At 69.1% G+C, this 19,281-nt stretch carries 15 protein-coding genes; 11 read left to right on the top strand and 4 right to left on the bottom strand.

From position 1 onward, the window contains the following. The first annotated feature begins 65 nt into the window (after positions 1 to 65). On the top strand, positions 66 to 1,118 hold the full coding sequence (locus LRH25_RS11400; protein ID WP_141287846.1) for a hypothetical protein: 1,053 nt from the start codon (positions 66 to 68) through the stop codon (positions 1,116 to 1,118). Between the two features lie 39 nt (positions 1,119 to 1,157). Here the strand turns inward: LRH25_RS11400 and dmeF are convergent, their stop codons facing one another. Further along, entirely contained in the window at positions 1,158 to 2,150 is a 993-nt protein-coding gene (gene dmeF, locus LRH25_RS11395; RefSeq protein ID WP_141287847.1) for a CDF family Co(II)/Ni(II) efflux transporter DmeF, read from the bottom strand. 114 nt (positions 2,151 to 2,264) lie between these two features. Here dmeF and LRH25_RS11390 point away from each other — a divergent pair, with 114 nt between their 5' ends. Next, positions 2,265 to 2,540 carry a metal/formaldehyde-sensitive transcriptional repressor gene (locus LRH25_RS11390; RefSeq protein ID WP_141287848.1) on the top strand — a complete coding sequence of 92 codons (276 nt, stop codon included), beginning with the start codon at positions 2,265 to 2,267 and terminating at the stop codon, positions 2,538 to 2,540. 7 nt (positions 2,541 to 2,547) lie between these two features. On the opposite strand, the gene LRH25_RS11385 is transcribed toward LRH25_RS11390, so the two are convergent. Then, on the bottom strand, positions 2,548 to 3,471 hold the full coding sequence (locus LRH25_RS11385; protein ID WP_141287849.1) for a LysR family transcriptional regulator: 924 nt from the start codon (positions 3,469 to 3,471) through the stop codon (positions 2,548 to 2,550). 102 nt (positions 3,472 to 3,573) lie between these two features. Here LRH25_RS11385 and LRH25_RS11380 point away from each other — a divergent pair, with 102 nt between their 5' ends. From LRH25_RS11380 to LRH25_RS11340, 9 genes are all read left to right on the top strand, one after another. After that, on the top strand, positions 3,574 to 3,990 hold the full coding sequence (locus LRH25_RS11380; RefSeq protein WP_170200872.1) for a tautomerase family protein: 417 nt from the start codon (positions 3,574 to 3,576) through the stop codon (positions 3,988 to 3,990). Positions 3,991 to 4,046: 56 nt separating this feature from the next. Further along, the gene (locus LRH25_RS11375) at positions 4,047 to 5,129 is read left to right on the top strand and encodes an alpha/beta fold hydrolase (RefSeq protein ID WP_211361393.1); all 1,083 of its coding nucleotides are present in this window, start codon (positions 4,047 to 4,049) and stop codon (positions 5,127 to 5,129) included. Positions 5,130 to 5,253: 124 nt separating this feature from the next. After that, positions 5,254 to 5,601 (top strand): PilZ domain-containing protein, encoded by a 348-nt coding sequence (locus LRH25_RS11370; protein ID WP_141287851.1) that lies wholly within the window; start codon positions 5,254 to 5,256, stop codon positions 5,599 to 5,601. An 83-nt stretch (positions 5,602 to 5,684) separates the two neighbouring features. Then, positions 5,685 to 6,071, top strand: a complete 387-nt coding sequence (locus LRH25_RS11365) for an MAPEG family protein (protein WP_141287852.1) — start codon at positions 5,685 to 5,687, stop codon at positions 6,069 to 6,071. Between the two features lie 68 nt (positions 6,072 to 6,139). Further along, positions 6,140 to 6,868, top strand: coding sequence for a hypothetical protein (locus tag LRH25_RS11360; protein WP_141287853.1), 729 nt, complete (start codon positions 6,140 to 6,142; stop codon positions 6,866 to 6,868). Between the two features lie 60 nt (positions 6,869 to 6,928). Further along, positions 6,929 to 10,531 (top strand): exodeoxyribonuclease V subunit gamma, encoded by a 3,603-nt coding sequence (recC, locus tag LRH25_RS11355; protein WP_231011176.1) that lies wholly within the window; start codon positions 6,929 to 6,931, stop codon positions 10,529 to 10,531. Next, entirely contained in the window at positions 10,528 to 14,247 is a 3,720-nt protein-coding gene (gene recB, locus LRH25_RS11350) for an exodeoxyribonuclease V subunit beta (protein ID WP_231011175.1), read from the top strand. The genes recC and recB overlap by 4 nt, the downstream gene beginning before the upstream one ends. Further along, entirely contained in the window at positions 14,241 to 16,349 is a 2,109-nt protein-coding gene (gene recD / locus LRH25_RS11345) for an exodeoxyribonuclease V subunit alpha (protein WP_231011174.1), read from the top strand. The genes recB and recD overlap by 7 nt, the downstream gene beginning before the upstream one ends. Positions 16,350 to 16,409: 60 nt before the next feature. Then, complete coding sequence (locus tag LRH25_RS11340; RefSeq protein WP_141284721.1) at positions 16,410 to 17,288, top strand: WcbI family polysaccharide biosynthesis putative acetyltransferase; 879 nt, start codon at positions 16,410 to 16,412, stop codon at positions 17,286 to 17,288. Between the two features lie 157 nt (positions 17,289 to 17,445). Here the strand turns inward: LRH25_RS11340 and LRH25_RS11335 are convergent, their stop codons facing one another. Continuing rightward, complete coding sequence (locus LRH25_RS11335) at positions 17,446 to 17,709, bottom strand: hypothetical protein (protein WP_141284723.1); 264 nt, start codon at positions 17,707 to 17,709, stop codon at positions 17,446 to 17,448. A gap of 7 nt (positions 17,710 to 17,716) precedes the next feature. Next, positions 17,717 to 19,279 carry a C25 family cysteine peptidase gene (locus LRH25_RS11330; protein ID WP_170200712.1) on the bottom strand — a complete coding sequence of 521 codons (1,563 nt, stop codon included), beginning with the start codon at positions 19,277 to 19,279 and terminating at the stop codon, positions 17,717 to 17,719. Between the last annotated feature and the right edge of the window lie 2 nt (positions 19,280 to 19,281).

Raw genomic sequence — 19,281 nt, 5'->3', positions numbered from 1 at the left:
GATAGACGCGCGCAGCGTGAGGTCGAAAGCTACGCATTTGCCTCATCACCCTGAAAGGTGTGTTCATGCGCTTCGTGATTCATCGCTTCTCCGTGGCCGCAGTGGCCTTGGCCGCCGCGCTGGTGCCGCGGCTTGCTGCCGCCGAAACCTACCGGCTGCAATTGCTGCAGAACCCCTCCGGGGCCAGCGACGCCGTGACCAGCACGCTGGACCAGCAGGGCGTGGTGACCGGCCGTGCGTGGACGGGCACCCGGTGGGTGCCCGTGCTGTGGACCCAAGGCGTTCCGCAAGTGCTGCCCCTGCCCGACGGCCATACCGTGGACACGGTGCGCCGCAGCGAGCAGAACGGATACACCGTCAGCGCCCAGGGCGACAGGGGATTCAGCATGGTCTGGCGACCGGACGGCTCTTCGGTGCAGCTGTCATCCTGGAATGGCGGCGACGAGAACTGCGCCTGCCAGGGCTTCGATGTGGACCCCCAAGGCCGGGTGATGGGCCGCATCCCGAAGGACGGTCTCGAACAGGCTGCGGTGTGGACCGATCCCACCCTGCCGCCCACGCTGCTGCCCACCGATGTCGCCGTGGCGGAGTCGGCGGTGTACCGCACGTCGGCCAACGGCTGGATGAGCGGCTGGCGGCAGTGGCCGGAGACGGGCGGCATCAAGATGCTGGTCTGGAAGGACGGTCTGCTGGTGCCCACGCCGGAACTGGATGCGCTCGGCTATCCATCGATCAATGCCATCAACGCCAACGGCACCGCGGTGGGTGGCTACCTCGACCCGAGCCGGGGCTCACTGGCCATGCTCTGGAAACCGGGCCAGGTGCTGCCGCTGCCGGCGCTGGCGCACACCGTCTGCACGGCCACCGCGCTGAACAACCTGGACGTGGCCGTTGGCAACTGCACCGGCATTGGTGTGATCTGGCGGAATGGCCAGGTCACGTCACTCACCAAACTGCTGGACACCAAGGCCCGCGCGGCCGGCTGGATGATTTCGTATCCGACCGCGATCAACGACAGCGGCGCCATCGTGGTCCAAGCCCAAAGCCGCAACGACCCGCAGAACCGGGTGTTCCAGGCAGTGCTCAAGCCGACGGCGGCGCGGGCATCGCGGCCGTGAAACTGGATGGGTGGCCTCGCTGGACCTGGGGCTGCACCGTCAGCGCGCCACTGCCTCGCCGGGTTGGATCAGTTCCACCGTGATGTGTACCAGTTCCTCGTGCACCGCGAGTTGCTGGCGGAAGTATTCGGGCGTGGTGGGCACGTCCACTTCCAGCGACAGGATGCAGGCATAGCTGCCCTGGCCGACGCGCCAGACGTGCAGGTCGCGGATGCGGGCCGGCACCGGGCTGGCGGCGATGACTTCCTCGATCTCGGCGACCACCGGCGCGTCCATCTCGGCGTCCAGCAGCACCTTGCCTGAGTCGCGCAGCAGGCCCAGGGACCACTTGCCGACCAGGCCTGCGCCGACGATGCCCATGGCCGGGTCCAGCCAGTCCGCGCCCCAGAGCTTGCCACCGAAGAGGGCGAGGATGGCCAGCACCGAGGTGGCGGCGTCGGCCAGCACGTGGATGTAGGCGGCGCGCAGGTTCAGGTCATGGTGGAGTTCGTCTGCATGGCTTTCGTCGCCGTGGGCGTGACCATGTCCGTGCCCGTGGTCGTGCCCATGGTGGCCATCCTTCAGCAGCCAGGCGCAGACCAGGTTGACCGCCAGCCCGAGCACGGCCAGTGCAATCGCCTCGTCGTAGTGGATCGCACCTGGGTTCAGCAGCCGCTCGCCGGACTGGATGAGCATCAGCAGCGCCACGCCCAGCAGGCAGATGGCGCTGGTGTAGCTGGCCAGCACCTCGATCTTCCAGGTGCCGAACGAGAACCGGCGGTCGTGCGCCAGCTTGCGTGCGGCCACGTAGGCGAAGGCCGCGAGGCCCAGCGCCAGCGCGTGCGAGCTCATGTGCCAGCCGTCGGCCAGCAGTGCCATCGAGTTGTAGTACCAGCCGCCGATGATCTCGGCCACCATCATCGCCAGCGTGATCCACATCGCCCAGCGAGTGCGCCGCTCGGCCAGCGGGTTGGCTTCGCCGAAGGCGTGGCTGTGGCGGCCGGTGTCGGTCCAGGCTTTGGCGGAAGAGGGTGAGGCGGCGGGCGTGGTCATGGCGGGCGGACTGCAGACGTTCGGCGGCCGGAAGGCCGTAAAGCCTGCATACTACCCCCCAGTACATTTGTTCTCGCCTCACGGCTTGTCGCCGTGAGGCGATGCCCTTGCCCCATGGCCCACACCATCCAGTCCAAGAAGAAGCTCATTGCCCGCGTGCGCCGCATCCGCGGCCAGGCGGACGCGCTGGAGCGCGCGCTCGATCAGGAGACCGAATGCGGCGCCATCCTGCAGCAGATCGCGGCGATCCGCGGTGCCGTCAATGGCTTGATGGCCGAGGTGCTGGAAGGCCACATTCGCGAGCACCTGGGTGCTGAGGGTGTGAGTGCCGAGCAGCGTGGCGAGGATGTGGAACAGGTGGTGGGCGCGCTTAGGTCCTACCTGAAATAGCGGCCACTCAGGCCGCGCTCAGGCGGCTCACCAGGAAGTCGATCATCGCGCGCTGCTTGGGCAGCATCTGCCGCTGCGGTGACCACAGCGCCCAGGCCGGGCCAAATGCGCCGGCGGCTTGCCATTGCGGCAACACCTGGACCAGTTGGCCCTGGGCAAGATCGGGCTCCACGGTGAAGCGGGGCAGCAGGCCAATGCCCAGGCCACGCAGCGTCAGCTCGCGCACCACGTCGCTGCTGTTGACCACGGCCGGGCCCTGGACGGCAACGGTCACCGCCTTGCCGTCGGGGTCGGTCAGCCGCCAGGGCGTGAGCTTGGCGGACACGCCGGCCGAGAAGCCCAGGCAAGCTTGCTGCGCGAGGTCTCGCGCATGCTGAACGTCGGCCAGCCCGGCGAACTTGGGCGACGCGCAGAGCACGAACTCACAGGCATGCAGGCGCCGCCCGGCCAGCGGCTCGGGCGGCGTGTCCGTCAGCCGAATCGCCAGGTCGAAACCTTCTTCGATCAGGTCCACGTGCCGGTCCACCAGCGTCAGCGCCACCCGCACCTCGGGGCATTGCGCGAAGAAGTCCGGCAGCAGCGGCGCCAGCACATGCTTGCCGTAGGCCAGCGAGGCCGTCATGCGCAGCAGCCCGCTTGGGCGCTCGGACAGTTGCGCCAGCTCGTTGCGGGTGGCGTTGCTCAGGTGCACGATCTGCTCCGCATGGGCGTGCACGATCTGCCCGGGTTCGGTCAGCGACAGCTTGCGCGTGCTGCGGTTCAGCAACTTCGCGCCCAGTTCCAGCTCCAGCCGCTGGACCTGCTTGCTGACGGCCGACTTGGTGAGCCCGAGCTCCCGCGCCGCGGCCGAAAAACTGCCCGCGGCCACCACCCGGGCGAAGACCACCATGGCCGCGAGTTGCTGGGCGTCGCCAATGGCGGATGGGCGCATGATGGTTTCCTCAAGAGAAACAGTGTGTCAAGTGAGTGTGTGATTGTCTCCTTGATGGCGCCGGTTCACGATGGCGCACCTTCACTTCTTCTTCGAGACGCCATGCCTTTCCTCCGCCTGACCCTTGCCAGCGCCAATGAGTTTGACGACGCGAGCCGCCAGCGCCTTCAGTCAGGCCTGACCCGCCTGATGGCCAGCACGCTGCGCAAGGACGCAGCCCTGACCGTCGTGGCCGTCGAACAGGCGCCGCCTGGGTCCTGGTCGGTGGCCGGTGCTGCGCTTGGCGCGCAGGACTGGTCTGCCCAGTTGGAGGTGTTCATCACCGATGGCAGCAACACCGCGGCAGAACGTCGCCGCTTCATCGCCGAGGCGAACGCGCTGATCTTGGCCGAAAGCGGCCGGCCCGCGCAGGCGCCGCTGTATGTCGTGCTGCACCAGGTCCCGGGCGACAGCTGGGGCTACGATGGCGAGACGCAGGCGCAGCGCCATGCCTCGCGCCAGTCAATGGCCGCGAACTGACGCTCGCGGATACTCCGATCTTCGGCGGGCGGGTACCCCGCTCGGTAGGAGTCCTCTTGAACCTGTTGCGCTCTTCTTCACTCTGCCGCTGGCTGGCTGGCGCGCTGACCGTGTGCGCGCAAGCCGCTGGCGCCGCGGAAGCTGCGCCACTGGCCACCGCCGGCTCGGTCTGCAGCTCGCCGTCCCAGCGGCTGGACGAACAAGGCTTCGTGCCGATCAATGGCATCGAGCAGTGGGTCACCATCAAGGGCGAACGTTGTGGCAACCCGGTGGTGCTGGTGGTGCATGGCGGGCCGGGCAACCCGGTCAGCATGTTCTCTGACGGGCTTTACGGTCCGTGGCAGAAGGACTTCACCATCGTGCACTGGGACCAGCGCGGTTCCGGCATGACCTACGGCCGCAACCGGCCGGCCGAAGACGAGGCGCTCACCGTCGCCCAGCTGCGGGACGATGGCATCGCGGTGGCCAGCTACGTGGCGCAGCACCTGGGCGCGCGCAAGCTGATCCTGATGGGCGGTTCCTGGGGCTCCATCCTCGGCATCCAGATCGCCAAGGCCAGGCCTGATTTGTTCCATGCCTACATCAGCACCGCGCAGCTGGTGAACGGGCAGGCCAACCTGTCTTCGAGCTACGCCGCGACGCTGGCGCGGGCCAAGGCGACCGCAGACCAGGAGAACATCGCCAAGCTGGAGGCACTGGGCCCGCCGCCTTGGCGCGACCCGCGCAACTTCGGCATCCTGCGCCGCGTGACCCGCCGCTACGAAGCCGCCCGAACCGACCCCGCGCCCAAGGCCTGGTGGCAGCCTTCCGCCCTCTACACCACCGCCAAAGCCGAGGCCGACTACGAGGCCGGCGAGGACTACTCCTACCTGCAGTTCGTCGGCCTGAAGGGCGACGGCATGCTGTCGTCCACCGACCTGCCCAGCCTGGGCCTGAAGTTCGAGCTGCCGGTGTTCTTCGTGCAGGGAGAGGAAGACCTGGTGACCACGCCCGACGTGGCCCGCCGCTATTTCGACAGCATCGACGCGCCGCAGAAGGACTGGGTGCTGCTGCCTCGCATGGGCCACGACCCGAACCCGGCGATGCTGGGGGCGCAGTTCAAGTACCTGAAAGAGCGGGTACTGCCACTCGCCCAATGAGCGCTGGCAGGCGGTAGCGCCGCCGCGGCGGTCGATGTTAGATTGCGCCCACGATGTGTACCCCACCGCTTCCAAGTCCCCGCCGCAGCAAGCTTGACCGGCCGGAGTCGGCACTGCGCGCCCCATGGCAGAGCTGAAGGGTGCCGAGCGCCGCCTGCACGAGCGCAAGCCCTTGCGCGGCACGGCGCAGCTGGTCTTCCCCAGTCAGCCGCCGTTGGAAGTGCGCACCTGGGACATCAGCGCCGGCGGCATCGCCATCATCGCCTCGGCCAATCCACCACCGAAGCTGCGCTGCGTGATCCGCTTCGTGGTGCCTTTGCTCACGGGAGGCGGCACGCCAGTCGAAGTCAAGGTCCAGGTCGCCCACAGCGTGCTCAGCAGCAACCATGGTGCGTTCATGGTGGGGCTGCAGTTTGAAGGACTGTCGGCGGCTGGCGAGCAGGCCGTTGCGCGATTTCTCAAGGGCCAGTAGACGCTGGCCTGTTCATCCGGATATCGGAACGCCGGGCCTTTCCCGCGCGGGCGCCGCTTCACCTCCTCAGTTTGGAATCTCTCATGGCCTGGGTTGAAATCGTCGCGGCGCTTGCGCTGCTGCAGTATGTGTACTTCGCCATCCTGGTGAGCCGGGGCCGTACGCGCTACGGCATTCATGCGCCGGCCGTGTCAGGCCATGAAGGCTTCGAGCGCCTCTACCGGGTGCAGATGAACACGCTGGAACTGCTGGTCGTGCTGCTGCCCAGCCTGTGGCTGGCCGCCCAACATTGGTCGCCGCTCTGGACAGCCGGCGCTGGAGCCGTCTACCTCGTCGGCCGCATGATCTACCTGCGCGCCTATACCCGCGACCCCACCAGCCGCTCGCTCGGTTATGCAGTCAGCATGACACCGGTGCTGGGCTTGCTGGGGATGGGTTTGCTGGGCGCAGTGATGGCTGTTTTTCGGTGAGGCCGGAAATCGGATGTTGAAGTTGTGGCGGAATTCAGGGCAAAGTGCCTGACATCCAAGGAGACGTAATGATCCGGACTCATGCCAGCCGATTCGTGCTTGCAGCAGCAGTCGCTTGCGACCTTGCCTCGCAGTCCGCATCTGCCGCCGCGCCCGCAATGGGGTGCAAGGCCTTTGGGTTTTCCGGCGCGGTGAGCAGCCACCACGAGTTTCGGCGCGTGATCGGACCCGAGGCCATCTTTGTCATGGTGCCCAGCAAAGGAGTCTCGGGTGGCTGGCAAATGGAAGTTCGGCCGCCAGACCGTCTTCAGCCTCCTGACGATGAACTGGAATACATCTATCCTCTCAATCGTCCCTACCGCAATCGGAACGACAGCTATCTGGATCTCAGTTACGGTGGTTTCCAGGCGCAGGATGCTGTCTACAAAGGCCTGAAGCGGGAGTTCTGGTTCAACTACACAGTGAAAGATGGAAAGAAGGCGTCCTGGTCAGTGCGCCAACTGATCTTTTCCGCACCTGTTCAATCTCAAGAGACGAGCGTGGCTCAGTTGGGTGCCCTTCCCATGGGGAGAGCAACGCTCAGCATCACGAGCGCCGACGTGATCCCGGGCATCGGGCCAAGTCCGGACAGTGGAAAGTCAGCCGCGAACCTCAGTGAGGAGCAGCGCAATGGGGTGATCAAGCGCATTGCCTTTCAGATGCGGCTGGTGGTGCCTGATGGCTATGTGGTGCCGCCTGAGTTCGCCGTTCGTCCTGCTGCCTGTCCGAGACCTTGGCTGGATCAATGGGAGCACTGATCGTGCCGGCGGATCGGTCGCTTACAGTCACCAGGCGCCTGTTCGCTTCTCCGCGCCCTGATGACATTCCCACCTGCTCCCGATAACCGTCCCGCGATCCCGCAAGGCTTGATGGTCTTGCACGGCAACCGCGCGGAACTGCTGGCCGAAACGCTGTTCGCCTGGCTCAGGGCGCATCCGCTGGCGCCTTTGGAAGAGGAGGTCATGCTGGTGCAGAGCAACGGCATGGCCGAGTGGCTGAAGATGTCCTTGGCGCAGTCTGGCGGGGCGGCGGGCATTTGCGCTGCGGCGCGGGTCGAGTTGCCTGCGCGTTTCCTGTGGAGGCTGTACCGGCAGGTGCTGGGGCGGGACCAGGTGCCGATGCACTCGGCACTGGACAAGACGCCGCTGACCTGGCGGCTGATGCAGCTGTTGCCCGAGTTGGCGCAGCGACCTGGCTTTGAGCCCGTCGCCGGGTTCCTGATGGGCGACGAGCCGGATCGCCTGCTGCAGCTCAGCCGTCGCCTGGCCGACCTGTTCGACCAGTACCAGGTCTACCGCGCCGACTGGCTGGAAGGCTGGGCGCAGGGGCGCGACGTGCTGCGCAACCCGGGCAGGCCGGACCATCCGCTGCCGGCGGACCAGCGCTGGCAGGCGATGCTGTGGCGCGAGCTGCTGGAACCGCTGGAAGCGTCGCAGCACGCCTCGATCCGCCCGCGGCTGCACGAGCGCGTGCTGGCGCGCCTGGCAGAGGCGTCGCACGGCGAGCTGCCGCTGCCGCGCCGCGTTGTGCTGTTCGGCATGACGCATGTGCCGCTGCCCACGCTGCAGGCCCTGGCCGCGATGGCGCCGCACAGCCAGGTGCTGCTGGCTGTGCCCAACCCCTGCCGCTTCCACTGGGCTGACATCCTCGATGGCCGCGAGCTGCTGCAGATCGAGCGCCGCCGCCAGCCGCTGCGCGAGGGCCGCGACCTGGCCGCGCTGCCGCTCGCGCAGATGCACGCCCATGCACACCCGCTGCTGGCCGCCTGGGGCCGCCAGGGCCGGGACTTCGTGCGCCAGCTGGACGCCTTCGACGAACAGCAGCGCGGGCTCGAGCAGGCCGAGCTGCCGCGGCTGGACCTGTTCGATGAAGACCCGGCCGAACATGCGCCGCTGCTCACGCGCGTGCAGGCCCGCATCCGCGACCTGGTGCCGCTGGCCGAACACGACGAGGCGCCGCTGGAGGCGGCCGACCAGTCCATCGTCTTCCACAGTGCGCACAGCGCGATGCGCGAACTGGAGGTGCTGCATGACCAGCTGCTGACGCTGCTGGCCCAGCCCGCGTCGACTGAACGACTGGCGCTGCAGCCGCGCGACATCGTGGTGATGGTGCCGGACATCGACGCCGTGGCACCGGCCGTGCGCGCGGTGTTTGGCCAATACGCCCGGCAGGATGCGCGCCACATTCCGTTCGACATTGCCGACCTGGGCGCGCGCCAGGCCAGCCCCTTGGTGGGCGCGCTGGAGTGGCTGCTGTGCCTGCCTCAGCAGCGCTGCCGCTTCAGCGAACTGCGCGACCTGCTGGACGTGCCGGCGCTGGCCGCACGGTTTGGTCTCGACGCTGAAAGCCTGCCGCAGCTGACGCACTGGATGGCCGGCGCCGGCCTGCGCTGGGGCTTGCACGAGGCCCAGCGCGCGTCGCTTGGGCTGGGGGCCTGCGGTGCGCAGAACAGCGGCTGGTGGGCCTTGCGCCGCATGCTGCTGGGCTATGCCAGCGGCGCGGCGCCACTGGACGTGATGCAGGACTTTGACGGACAGGCCGCGCCAGCGGCGGCGTTCGACGGCATCGAGCCCTACGCAGAAGTCGGCGGGCTGGACGCCGAGCTGGCTGGCGGCCTGGCCCAGTTGCTGGGGCGACTGGCGCACTGGTGGGCGCTGCTGCGCATGCCCGCCACGCCGGTGCAATGGGCAGAGCGGGGCAGGGCATTGTTGGCCGACTTTTTTCGCGCCGGCAGCGACGACGAGCGCCAGACCCTGGCCGCGCTGGACGACGCACTGGCCACCTGGCTGGACGCCTGCGCCCAGGCGGGATTCGAGGCCGAGGTGCCGTTGGCCGTGGCGCGCGAAGCCTGGCTGGACGCACTGGACGAGCCGGCGCTGAACCGCCGCTTCCGCGCCGGCGGTGTCACCTTCTGCACGCTGATGCCGATGCGCGCCATTCCGTTCGAGGTGGTGTGCCTACTGGGCATGAACGACGGCGACTACCCACGCCGCGCGATGCGCAGCGACTTCGACCTGATGGCCACGCCTGGCCAGACGCGCGCCGGCGACCGCTCGCGCCGCGACGACGACCGCCAGCTGATGCTCGAAGCCCTGCTGTCCGCCCGCCGCGTGCTTTACCTCAGCTGGGCTGGCCGCAATGCGCGTGACAACAGCGAACAGCCGCCTTCGGTGCTGCTGTCGCAGCTGCGCGACTACCTGGCCGCCGCCTGGGGCCAGGCCGCGGTGGAAGCGCGCAGCCATGAGCACCCGCTGCAGCCGTTCAGCCGCCGCTACTTCGAGCCCGGCAGCTCGGCGCACACCTGGGCCCGCGAATGGCGGCAAGCCCATGCCGAAGCGAAGCCCTCGGCCTTGCACGACGCGGCTGCGCCTGAGCAGCAGGGCACGCCGGTTGCGCTCACGCTGGACCTGCTCACCGCCTTCCTGCGCAACCCCGTCAAGGCCTTTTTCCGCCACCGCCTGCAGGTGGTGTTCGACCCGGACGAAGTGGAAGACGCCGACGACGAAGCCTTCGAGATCGCCGGGCTGGATGAGCATCAGTTGGTCGACGAACTGCTTGCCGACTCGCTGGCCGAACTGCAGCGCACGCTGGAGAGCACACCCGAGGCCGAACTGGCGCCCGTGGTCACCCAGCGCCTGGCCCGGCTGCGCCGCGCCGGCCGGCTGCCGCTGGCCGGCTTCGGCGAGCGCACCGAGGCCTTGCTGGCGCATGACCTGGCTGCGATGCTGCAGGCCTGGCAGCAGGCGCAGCGGCAGTTTCCGCAAGCCGCGCCGAGGTTGCCATTGCATCTGGCGCAGGCGGAAGACGTGTTGCCGTTGGACGGGCAGCCGCTGCTGTTGCCACTGCAACTGGACGACTGGCTGGATGGTCTGCGGGTTGGCGAAGAGCGCCCTGTTTGGTTGCAGGTGCAGGCCAGCCGCCTGTGCGGCAAGAAGCCTGCGAGCGGCAAGGCCACGCCGCGGCTGGACAAGCTGGTCGGCCCGTGGCTGCGCGCGATGGCCGCAGCCGCCAGCGGCCAGCCAGTGGACCTGCTGCTGATCGGCCGCGATGCGACCTTGTACTTCACGCCGCCTGCACTCGAGATGGCCAACGCGGCGGCGCAAGCTGTGCTGGCCGCGTGGCAAGTGGCACAGCAGCAGCCGCTGCCGGTCGCGCCGCGCACTGCACTGGCCTGGCTGGACGCGCCAGCAACTGCGCTCGCCACCTACCAGGGAGACTTCCAGCGCCGCGGCGAGGTGGACGAACCCTGCCTGGCGCGGCTGTTTCCTGACTTCGAGGCACTGACGGAAGCCGACGCTGCTGGTGCCAACTTCGGCCACTGGGCCCAGGCGCTGTATGCGCCACTGCGCGACTGGGCGCAGCGCCACGTCAGCGTGACCTGGCACCCGAGCGCAGACGACGTGGCCGAGGAGGCTGCATGACGTCCGCTGCCCAGGCCCTGCGGCCACTGGACTTTCCGCTCTGGGGCAGCCGGCTGATCGAGGCCAGCGCTGGCACCGGCAAGACCTGGACGATTGCCGCGCTGTACCTGCGGCTGGTGCTGGGCCATGGCATTGATGCCACGCGCTTCGGCGGCCCGCTGCGGCCAGACCAGATCCTGGTGATGACCTTCACCCGGGCCGCGACGCGCGAGCTGTCGGACCGCATTCGCGCCCGCCTGCTCGACGCGGCCAAGGCCTTCCGAGGCGAGCTGGACGAGTCGAAGATCGATTCGCTGCTGAAGGAACTGATGGCGACGTACGAGGGCGACGACGCTGCCCGCGAAGCTGCGGCCTGGCGCCTGGCCACCGCCGCCGAAGGCATGGACGACGCGGCGGTGCACACGATAGACGCCTGGTGCCAGCGCATGCTGCGTGAGCACGCCTTCGACAGCGGCAGCCTGTTCGACGAAGAGCTGCTGGCCGACGAGCAGGCGCTGTGGCTAGAGGTCGCGCAGGACTACTGGCGCCAGCAGTGTTACCCGCTGGACAGTGCGTCGCTGAACGCCGTGCTGTCCGTCTGGCGCGGCCTGCCGGCGCTGGTGGCCGACGTGCGCAGCCTGGGCACGCAAACCTTGCCTGAAGGTGCTGGCGAGGGCAGCCTGGCCGACTGCCTGCGCCAGGCCACCCAGGTGCGGGCCGAGGCTTTGGCTGCGCTGCGTGCCGGCTGGGCCGAGCGAGCTGAACAGATGCGCCACTGGCTGCAGGCGCAGTGCGACCTCAAGCTGGGCTGGGAAGGTCGCAGCCTTCAGGCGCGGTTCTTCAATCCCTGGCTGGACACGCTGGCCAGCTGGGCGCGGGGCGACAGCGAAGCTGAGTTGCCCGAACTCAAGACCGGGCGCCAACGGCTCACGCCGGCCGGTGTGCGGGGCATGCGCAAGGTCGACGCGCCAGCCATCGATCTGCCGCCTGTGTTCGAGGCTTTCGAATCGTTGCTCACGGCGCTGGATGCCTTGCCGGAGATCGCGCCGACGCTGCGCCTGCATGCTGCGGCGCGCGTGTCGGCGCGGCTGGACCAGCTCAAGCGCCAGGCCGGCCAGTTCGGCTTTGCCGACCTGCTGAGCCGGCTGGACGCTGCGCTGGAAGGCCCCAACGGCGACCGCCTGCGCGAGCGCATCCTGGCGCAGACGCCGGTGGCGTTGATCGACGAATTCCAGGACACCTCGGCGCTGCAGTTCCGCCTGTTCGACCGGCTCTACGACACGGCGGCGAATGCACGCGGCACGGCGCTGCTGCTGATCGGCGACCCCAAGCAGTCCATCTACCGCTTTCGCGGCGCGGACATCCACAGCTACCTGCAGGCCCGCGCCGCCACCGCTGGCCGCCACTATGTGCTGGACACCAACTACCGCTCGACCGAAGCCGTGGTTCAGGCGGTCAACGCGATCTTCCTGCGTGGCGAGCAGCGCGAAGGCGAGGGCGCTTTCGGCTTTCGCCAGCCGGGCGGTGACAACCCGCTGCCCTTCCTGCCGGTGGCAGCAGCCGGCCGGCGCGAGCGCTTCGTCAGCGCCCAGGGCGCCGTGCCCGCGCTGCTGCTGCAGTGGCAAGCCGAGGCCTGCAATGCCGAAGGCTACCGGCAGCAGCACGCGGTCTTGTGCGCCGAGCAAATCGTCGGCTGGTTGAACGACGCGCAGGCCGGCTTTGCGCGCGAAGGCGAAGCGCTGCGCCGCCTGCGCCCGGCCGACATTGCAGTGCTGGTGCGCAATGGCACCGAAGCCCGCGCGGTGCGCCGCGCACTGCGCCGCCGCTGCGTGGCCTCGGTCTTCCTGTCGGACCGCGACTCGGTCTTCGCCAGCCCCGAGGCGGCGGACCTGCTGCGCTGGCTGCGCGCCGTGGCCCAGCCGACCGATGTGCGCCTGGTGCGCGCCGCGCTGGCCACCGCGACCGTGGGCCTGTCGCTGGACGAACTGGCCTGGCTGGCGCGAGATGACGAAGCCTTCGACGCCCGCGCCGAGCAGCTTCGCGCGCTGCGCCAGGTCTGGCTGAGCCAGGGCGTGCTGACGCTGCTGCGCCGCACGCTGCACGAGCTGGATCTGCCGGCACGCTGGCTGCCGCTGCCCGATGGCGAGCGCCGCCTGACCAACTACCTGCATTTGGCCGAGCTGCTGCAGGCCGCCAGCAGCCAGCTGGATGGCGAGCTGGCGCTGATCCGCTGGCTGACCGGTGAGATCGGCCAGGCGGCCGAGGGCATGGCTGGCGGCGACGAGCAGATCGTGCGGCTGGAGAGCGATGCGGACCTGGTGCAGGTCGTCACGGTGCACAAGAGCAAGGGCCTCGAATATCCGGTCGTGTGTCTGCCGTTTGCCGGCGCGCTGCGCCAAGAGACGCGGCGCAACACAGGCTTCGTCGCGATGGTGGACGAGGCCGGGCGTCGCTCGCTGGACCTCAGCCTGAGCGACGAAGCGATGGCGCAGGCCGAGCGCGAGCGGCTGCGCGAGGACTTGCGGCTGTTCTATGTGGCGCTGACCCGGGCGCGGCATGCGCTGTGGCTGGGGCTGGTGCCGCTGGCCGTGGGCAACTCGCGCAACAAGGAAGTGCCGGACACGCTGAGCCACCTGAGCGCCATTGGCTACCTGCTGGGCGGGCCCGAGCCGGTCACGCCGGAAGGTTTGCAGGTGGCGATCGAAGACCTGGCCGCCGAGATTGGCGATGCCGCCGTGATGACCTGGCAGCGCGCACCTTGCGCCGAAGACGCGGTGGTGCCGGTCACGCGGCTGGCTGCCCGCGAACAGCTTCCGCCGCTGCAGGACGCGCCGCCATACCCCGGCCGTTTCGACCAGCACTGGGGCATTGCCAGCTTCTCGTCGCTGGTGCGCGCGATCCAGCACGGGCCAAGCCAGATCGTGCATGCCCTGCCTCGCCCGGCCGATGACGAAACAGCCGCGGCCGAAGCTTTGCCCGGACCGGTTCGTCAGCCTGCGGACCTGCCGCCCTGGCACCGCTTCGAGCGCGGCGCCATCGCCGGCAACTTCCTGCATGACCAGCTGGAGTGGCTGGCCGGCGAGCGCTTCGGGCTGGGCGAGGAGCCGGATGAGCCGCTGGCGCAAGCCGTGCGCCGCCGCGCGCAGCGTGCCGGCCGCACAGCCCAGGCGGACGACCTGCTGGCCTGGCTGCGCGCCATCGTGCGGCTGCCCTTGCCAGGCCCTGGCGTGGCGCTGGCCGGGCTGGACCGGGTGCTGCCGGAGATGGAGTTCTGGCTGCCCGCCGGCCGCCTGCCGGCCGCCGAGATCGACGTCTTGTGCCGCGAGCACCTGCTGCCCGGTCAGCCGCGCCCGGTGCTGCCGGCGCGTGAGCTGCACGGCATGCTGATGGGCTTTGCCGACCTGGTCTTCGAGCACGGAGGCCGCTACTGGGTGCTGGACTACAAGAGCAACCAGTTGGGTGCTGACGGCAGCGCCTACACCGAAGCCGCGCTCGCCGCCGCCATGGGCGAACACCGCTACGACGTGCAGGCCGCGCTGTACCTGCTGGCGCTGCACCGGCTGCTGCGCGCGCGCCTTGGCGATGCCTACGACCCGGCCGCGCAGCTCGGCGGCGCGTTGTACCTGTTCCTGCGCGGCATCGACGGACCCACCGGCGGCGTCTGCCTGCTGCCGGCCGATGTCGCCTGGCTGGATGCGCTGGACGCGCTGCTGCAAACCCCGGAGGCCGCATGCTGAGGACGGACACCACGCTGTCGCTGTTCGACGCCGAGCCTGCGCCCGAAGTGGCTGCGACCAGCCGCGAGGCCGTGCTCGCACTGCTGCCGGCCTGGGCAGACGCCGGCTGGCTGCGCCGGCTGGACGCGGCGCTGCCGGCCTTCCTGGCCGAGCTGGATGCGGCCGCGTCACCCGAGCTGCTGCTGGCCGCCGCGCTGCTGTCGCAGATGGAAGGCCGTGGCCACACCTGTTTGCCGCTGCAGGACCTGTGCGGCGACCCGAATGCCTTGCTGGGCTGGCCGTTGGCAGGCGCCCAGGCGCTGGCCGAGCTGTGGCTGGCGATGCCAGCGGCGCCGGCCGGTTGGCAGCAGGCCTTGCAAGGCAGCGCAGTGCTGCGCAGCGTCGATGCAGGCGAGGCGGATGCCGGCCAGCCGCTGGTGCTGGCCGCAGGGCGGCTGTACCTGCGGCGCTACTGGGACCATGAGCGCCGCGTGGCGGCGCAGGTGCTGGACCGCGCGCGGCGTGCGCAGCCCATTGACGAAGCCGCGGCACGCGAATGGCTGGACGCGCTGTTCGATGCGCCCAAGCCCGGCACCGTGGACTGGCAGCGGCTGGCCTGCGCCATCGCATTGCGCGGCGGCTTCAGCGTCATCACTGGCGGCCCCGGCACCGGCAAGACCTACACCGCGGCCCGGCTGCTGGCATTGCTCTTTGCGGTGGACCCTGCGCCCGAGCGCCTGCGCATCGCGCTGGCGGCGCCCACCGGCAAGGCCGCGGCGCGGCTCAAGCAGTCGCTGGACAGCGCGCTGCAAGGCCTGGCCGAGCGCCTCGCGCCGAAGCTGGACCTGACGCTGCTGGCCGGCCGCATTGGCGCGGCCCGCACGCTGCATGCGCTGCTCGGTGCGCGGCCCGACAGCCGGCAGTTCCGCCACCATGCCGGCCAGCCGCTGGACGTGGATGTGCTGATCGTCGACGAAGCCTCGATGGTGCACCTCGAAATGATGGCCTCGCTGCTGGATGCTTTGCCGCCGCAGGCCCGGCTGATCCTGCTGGGTGACAAGGATCAGCTGGCTTCGGTGGAAGCCGGCGCGGTGCTGGCCGACCTGTGCGAAGGCGCGGAGCAGGGCGGCTACAGCGAGCAGACGGCACGTTATGCCCAGGCGGTCGCCAGCATTTCCCTGCCTGAAGAATACCTTGCGCAGGCAAGTCCGCCTGCACTGTTGGCCCAGCACACGGTGATGCTGCGCGAGAGCCGCCGCTTCGGCGGGCCCATCGGCCAACTGGCCCTGGCAGTGCATGTGGGCGATGGTGCGCGCGCCCAGCAACTGCTTCGAGATGAGGGCCCCCAGGGTCGGGCTGCACCCAACCCGCCCCGCGTGGGGGTCAAGGAAACTTGGGACGCCCCTGCGTTTCCTTGTGAGCACGGCCCGCTGTGGGGCCTGGAAACCGCGACGCAGGCCGACGTGCTGCGGCTGGCCTTGCACGGCCGGCCCGGCGCGCCGGCCAGCTACCAGGCCTACCTGTCACGCCTGGCGCTGCGGCCGGCGAGTGGCGACGTGGACGCGCATGGCGCATGGGCGCGTGACGTGCTGCTGCAGTTCGAGCGCTTCCGGCTGCTGTGCGCGGTGCGCGAAGGCCCGTGGGGCGCGGCCGGGCTGAACCGCGCGGTGCAGCAGGCCTTGGCCGAGGCGGGCTGGCTGCAGGTGCGCGGCGAGTGGTTCATCGGCCGGCCGGTGATGGTGACGCGCAATGACTCGGCGCTGGGCGTGTTCAACGGCGACATTGGCATCGTGCTGCCAGCGGCCGGGGATGGCGGCAACCTGCGCGCCTGGTTCCTGGACGGCCCGAGACTCCGCTCGGTCGCAGTCACCCGGCTGTCCCAGGTGGAATCTGCATTTGCGATGACGGTGCACAAGAGCCAGGGCTCCGAGTTCGAGCATACTGCGCTGGTGCTGCCCGAACAGGCAGGCCTGCTGCTGTCGCGCGAACTGGTCTACACCGGCATTACCCGAGCCCGTGAGGCGTTTTCGCTGCTCGCGCCGCGACCCGGCCTGATGACCCAGGCCGCCTCGCTGCCGACGCGCCGCGCCAGTGGCTTGCTGGACAGGCTGCGCACCACATGACCCGCACACACGATCGCGGGCACGGACTCAATTTTCAAGATCGGGGAAGGCAGTTCATTCATGCCCAATGTCATCGTCATCGGCAATTGCCAGGCCGCGCCGCTGGCGCACATGCTGGAGCAATTGCCGGACATCGCCACCGCCCGCAGCATTGCGGTGCATGAGCGAGGCTCCAAGCGCTTCGCCGAAATCGACGCCGAGCTGCAGCCCTTGCTCGACCGCGCCGATACCCACGTCTTCACCTTTCCCGTCAAAGGTGAGCATGGCGGCTATTCGACCGACGAGCTGCGCCAGCGCACGGCCAAGGTCAAGACCATCACCAACCTGTTCTTCGACGGTCTCCATCCGGACGTGACCTATGTCGGCCAAATGAGCGCGCGCCTGCAATCGCCGCTGGGCGACTACCACAGCAAGATCATCCTCGACGCCTTTTGCGAAGGCCGTTCCGAAGCCGAGTGCCGGGCCATGTTCAACGCTGCCGAATACGAGCGCCGCGGCTACTTCCAGGCCTACGACAGATCGGCCAAGGAACTGCTGGCGCGGGACAAGGACGTGGACGTGCCCTTCGCCAAGGAGTTCCTGGGCCTGGTCCGCCAGTTTCCCACGCTGATGACCTTCAACCACCCGACCTCGGTCGTGTTCCAGGCCTATGGCGTGCGGCTGGCCAAGGAACTGGGCTTGACACTGCCGCAGTTCCCCGCGCCCTATGTGAAGAACCCGCTGGCCGGCTCCGTGCTGTGGCCCGTGTACAAGGAGCTGGCGCAGGCCCACGGACTGAAATACGGCACACCGATGGTCTTCCGCCAGGCCGACTCGCGCGGCGGCTGCTTCTTTGGCCTGCCCGATCTCATCAAGCGCAGCTACGCGCTGTACACCCACCTCGGTGATGCGCTGAAAGCCGCCTGGTCGACACCCGCCACCGCAACCGAGTCCTTGTGACGCGAGTCACCTGCCGGGCCCAGGCTGCCTGGCGCAAATCGTCGCCCACCTGCCTGTAGCGCGCCTGCAGCCGCTCGCGCACATGCAGCGCGATGTTGACACCTTGCCCAGGTCGCCTTGCACCTGCGGCAGGGCCAGCGCGGGCTGGCTGACGGGTTCAGCCGGGCAGCACTTCGATGCGGATGATCAGGAAATAACCGTCGCGCGGCTGGCCATGCAGGTTCACGCGCTGGCCTTCCAGTGCCTGCAGCGCGGGGTCAGTGAACGGCGAGCCGCCGGCACGGCGCAGCGGGTGCAGGTCGCCCGCATCGTCGCGCAGCAGCGTGGCCTGGTGTTCACTCTTGCTGCCGCGGGCGCGCTCGGCCGATTCGAGGCGGCCGCAGAGGCTGGCGGTGCAGGCGTTTGGGTCGTTGGTGGACATGGCGGTTTCAGCGGCCATGCAGGCGGCGCACGTGCAGCAGTTCGCCGTCCTGCTCGGTCAACACCAACGCCACCAGGCCGGCTGCTGGCGAGTTCAGCGGATGTTCGGTCGGGTTCAGCGCCCGCCGGCCGTTCACCAGGTGCACCACGCGCTTGCTGGCCTGTGCCTGCAACCCGCCGCGCACCTCAAAGCTGACGGGGGCCAGGCTGGGATCCAGGCCGGACTCACGCAGCATTGCGCGCAAGGTGGTGGTGGCGGCTTCACCGGGTGCCGTTTCGCTGTTCACCAGCTTGGGCAAGGCCTTGCCCAGCAACTGGCCGTCTCGCGCCAGCTTTTCGCGCCGCAGGCCGCGCACGGTGCGGTCCTGCGTGCCGGCAAAGGCCTTCTTGAAGGCCTTGGTACGGTTCAGCGCGTGGCCTTCGAAGGCGACAGGATGCAGCGAAGGGTCGCCCAGCAGGCAGAACTGGGCCAACGTCTTCAGGTCGCAGGGGTCCAGGTGGGTGCGCGCGCCGGCAAAGCGCTGGCGGGCTTCCAGCATTGCCCGGCCGGTCGACGCACCGGCCAGCACCTGCAGCAGGAAGTACTGGCAGATCAGGTCGGCCATGCCGTTGCCTTCGCTGGGGCCGTAGGCAATCGTGGTGCTGCCGAACACCGCGCTGGCGCCGTCCAGCAGGTAGGCCAGTGCAATCCCGGGCTCGTCCACGCCACCGCCGGAGGGCACGGCCAGCGCCGGGTCGTACAACTGGGCGCCATAGCAGCATTCGGCGGCCACCACCGTGCCGGCGCTGATGCGGCCCTTGAGCCTGCGTGCGCGATGCGCCACAGGGAACTCGCTGACGCCCGGCGGCTGGCCATAGAACTCTGGCATGTCCTTGGCGCCGTGGCAGTTGATGAAGTGCAGCCGCGCAGCCAGGTCCGCCGGCTTCCATGGCAAGGCCTGTGGCGGCACCAGGTGCAGCGCGCTGGCGCTGCCGAACAGGGTCTTCATGCTCAGCCTGGACGATGCCTCCCAGGCCTGCGCGCTGATGCCAAAGGCCTGGGCGTAGTCGTTGCGCGGGCGCGAGATGCTGCGCGCCGACGCGTCGATCAGCAATGTCAGTGCACTCGGCTCGCGCGCACCGGGCAGGTCCGGCAGCCGGCCGACGACGCGGGTAGGGCCCTGGAAGCGTCCGGGGTCGGTGCTGTAGGCGGCGTCGCAGGCATAGGGCAGGTCGCTGGGCACCAGCTTGTCCGGGTCGCCGTTGGCAGTGCTGAAGGCTGGGTTGCGCAGCGGCACCAGGGGCAGCACGTCGGGTCCGCCGAGCAGCAGCAGGTAGTGCGGAGACAGTGCAGCGTAGAGGCGGTCCACCGCCTGCTTGATTTCCTTGGGCGTGGGCTCGGCCGAGACGGCGCCGCCCCAGGGCTTCATCGTGGCCGCATCGTCCAGGTGGATCACCCGGCTGTCGAAACCGCGGCGTGCATCGGCCTTGACCAGGCGCTTGAGCGCCGCATCGACCTTGGCCAGTCCTTTTTCACCGTACTTGCGCTGCAGCGCCGCGCGGTGCATGAGGATCAGTTTGTCCTCTGCCATTG

Source organism: Ideonella azotifigens (assembly GCF_021043325.1).
Lineage (GTDB): Bacteria > Pseudomonadota > Gammaproteobacteria > Burkholderiales > Burkholderiaceae_C > Ideonella > Ideonella azotifigens.
This window is presented reverse-complemented; position numbering and strand designations above follow the sequence as displayed.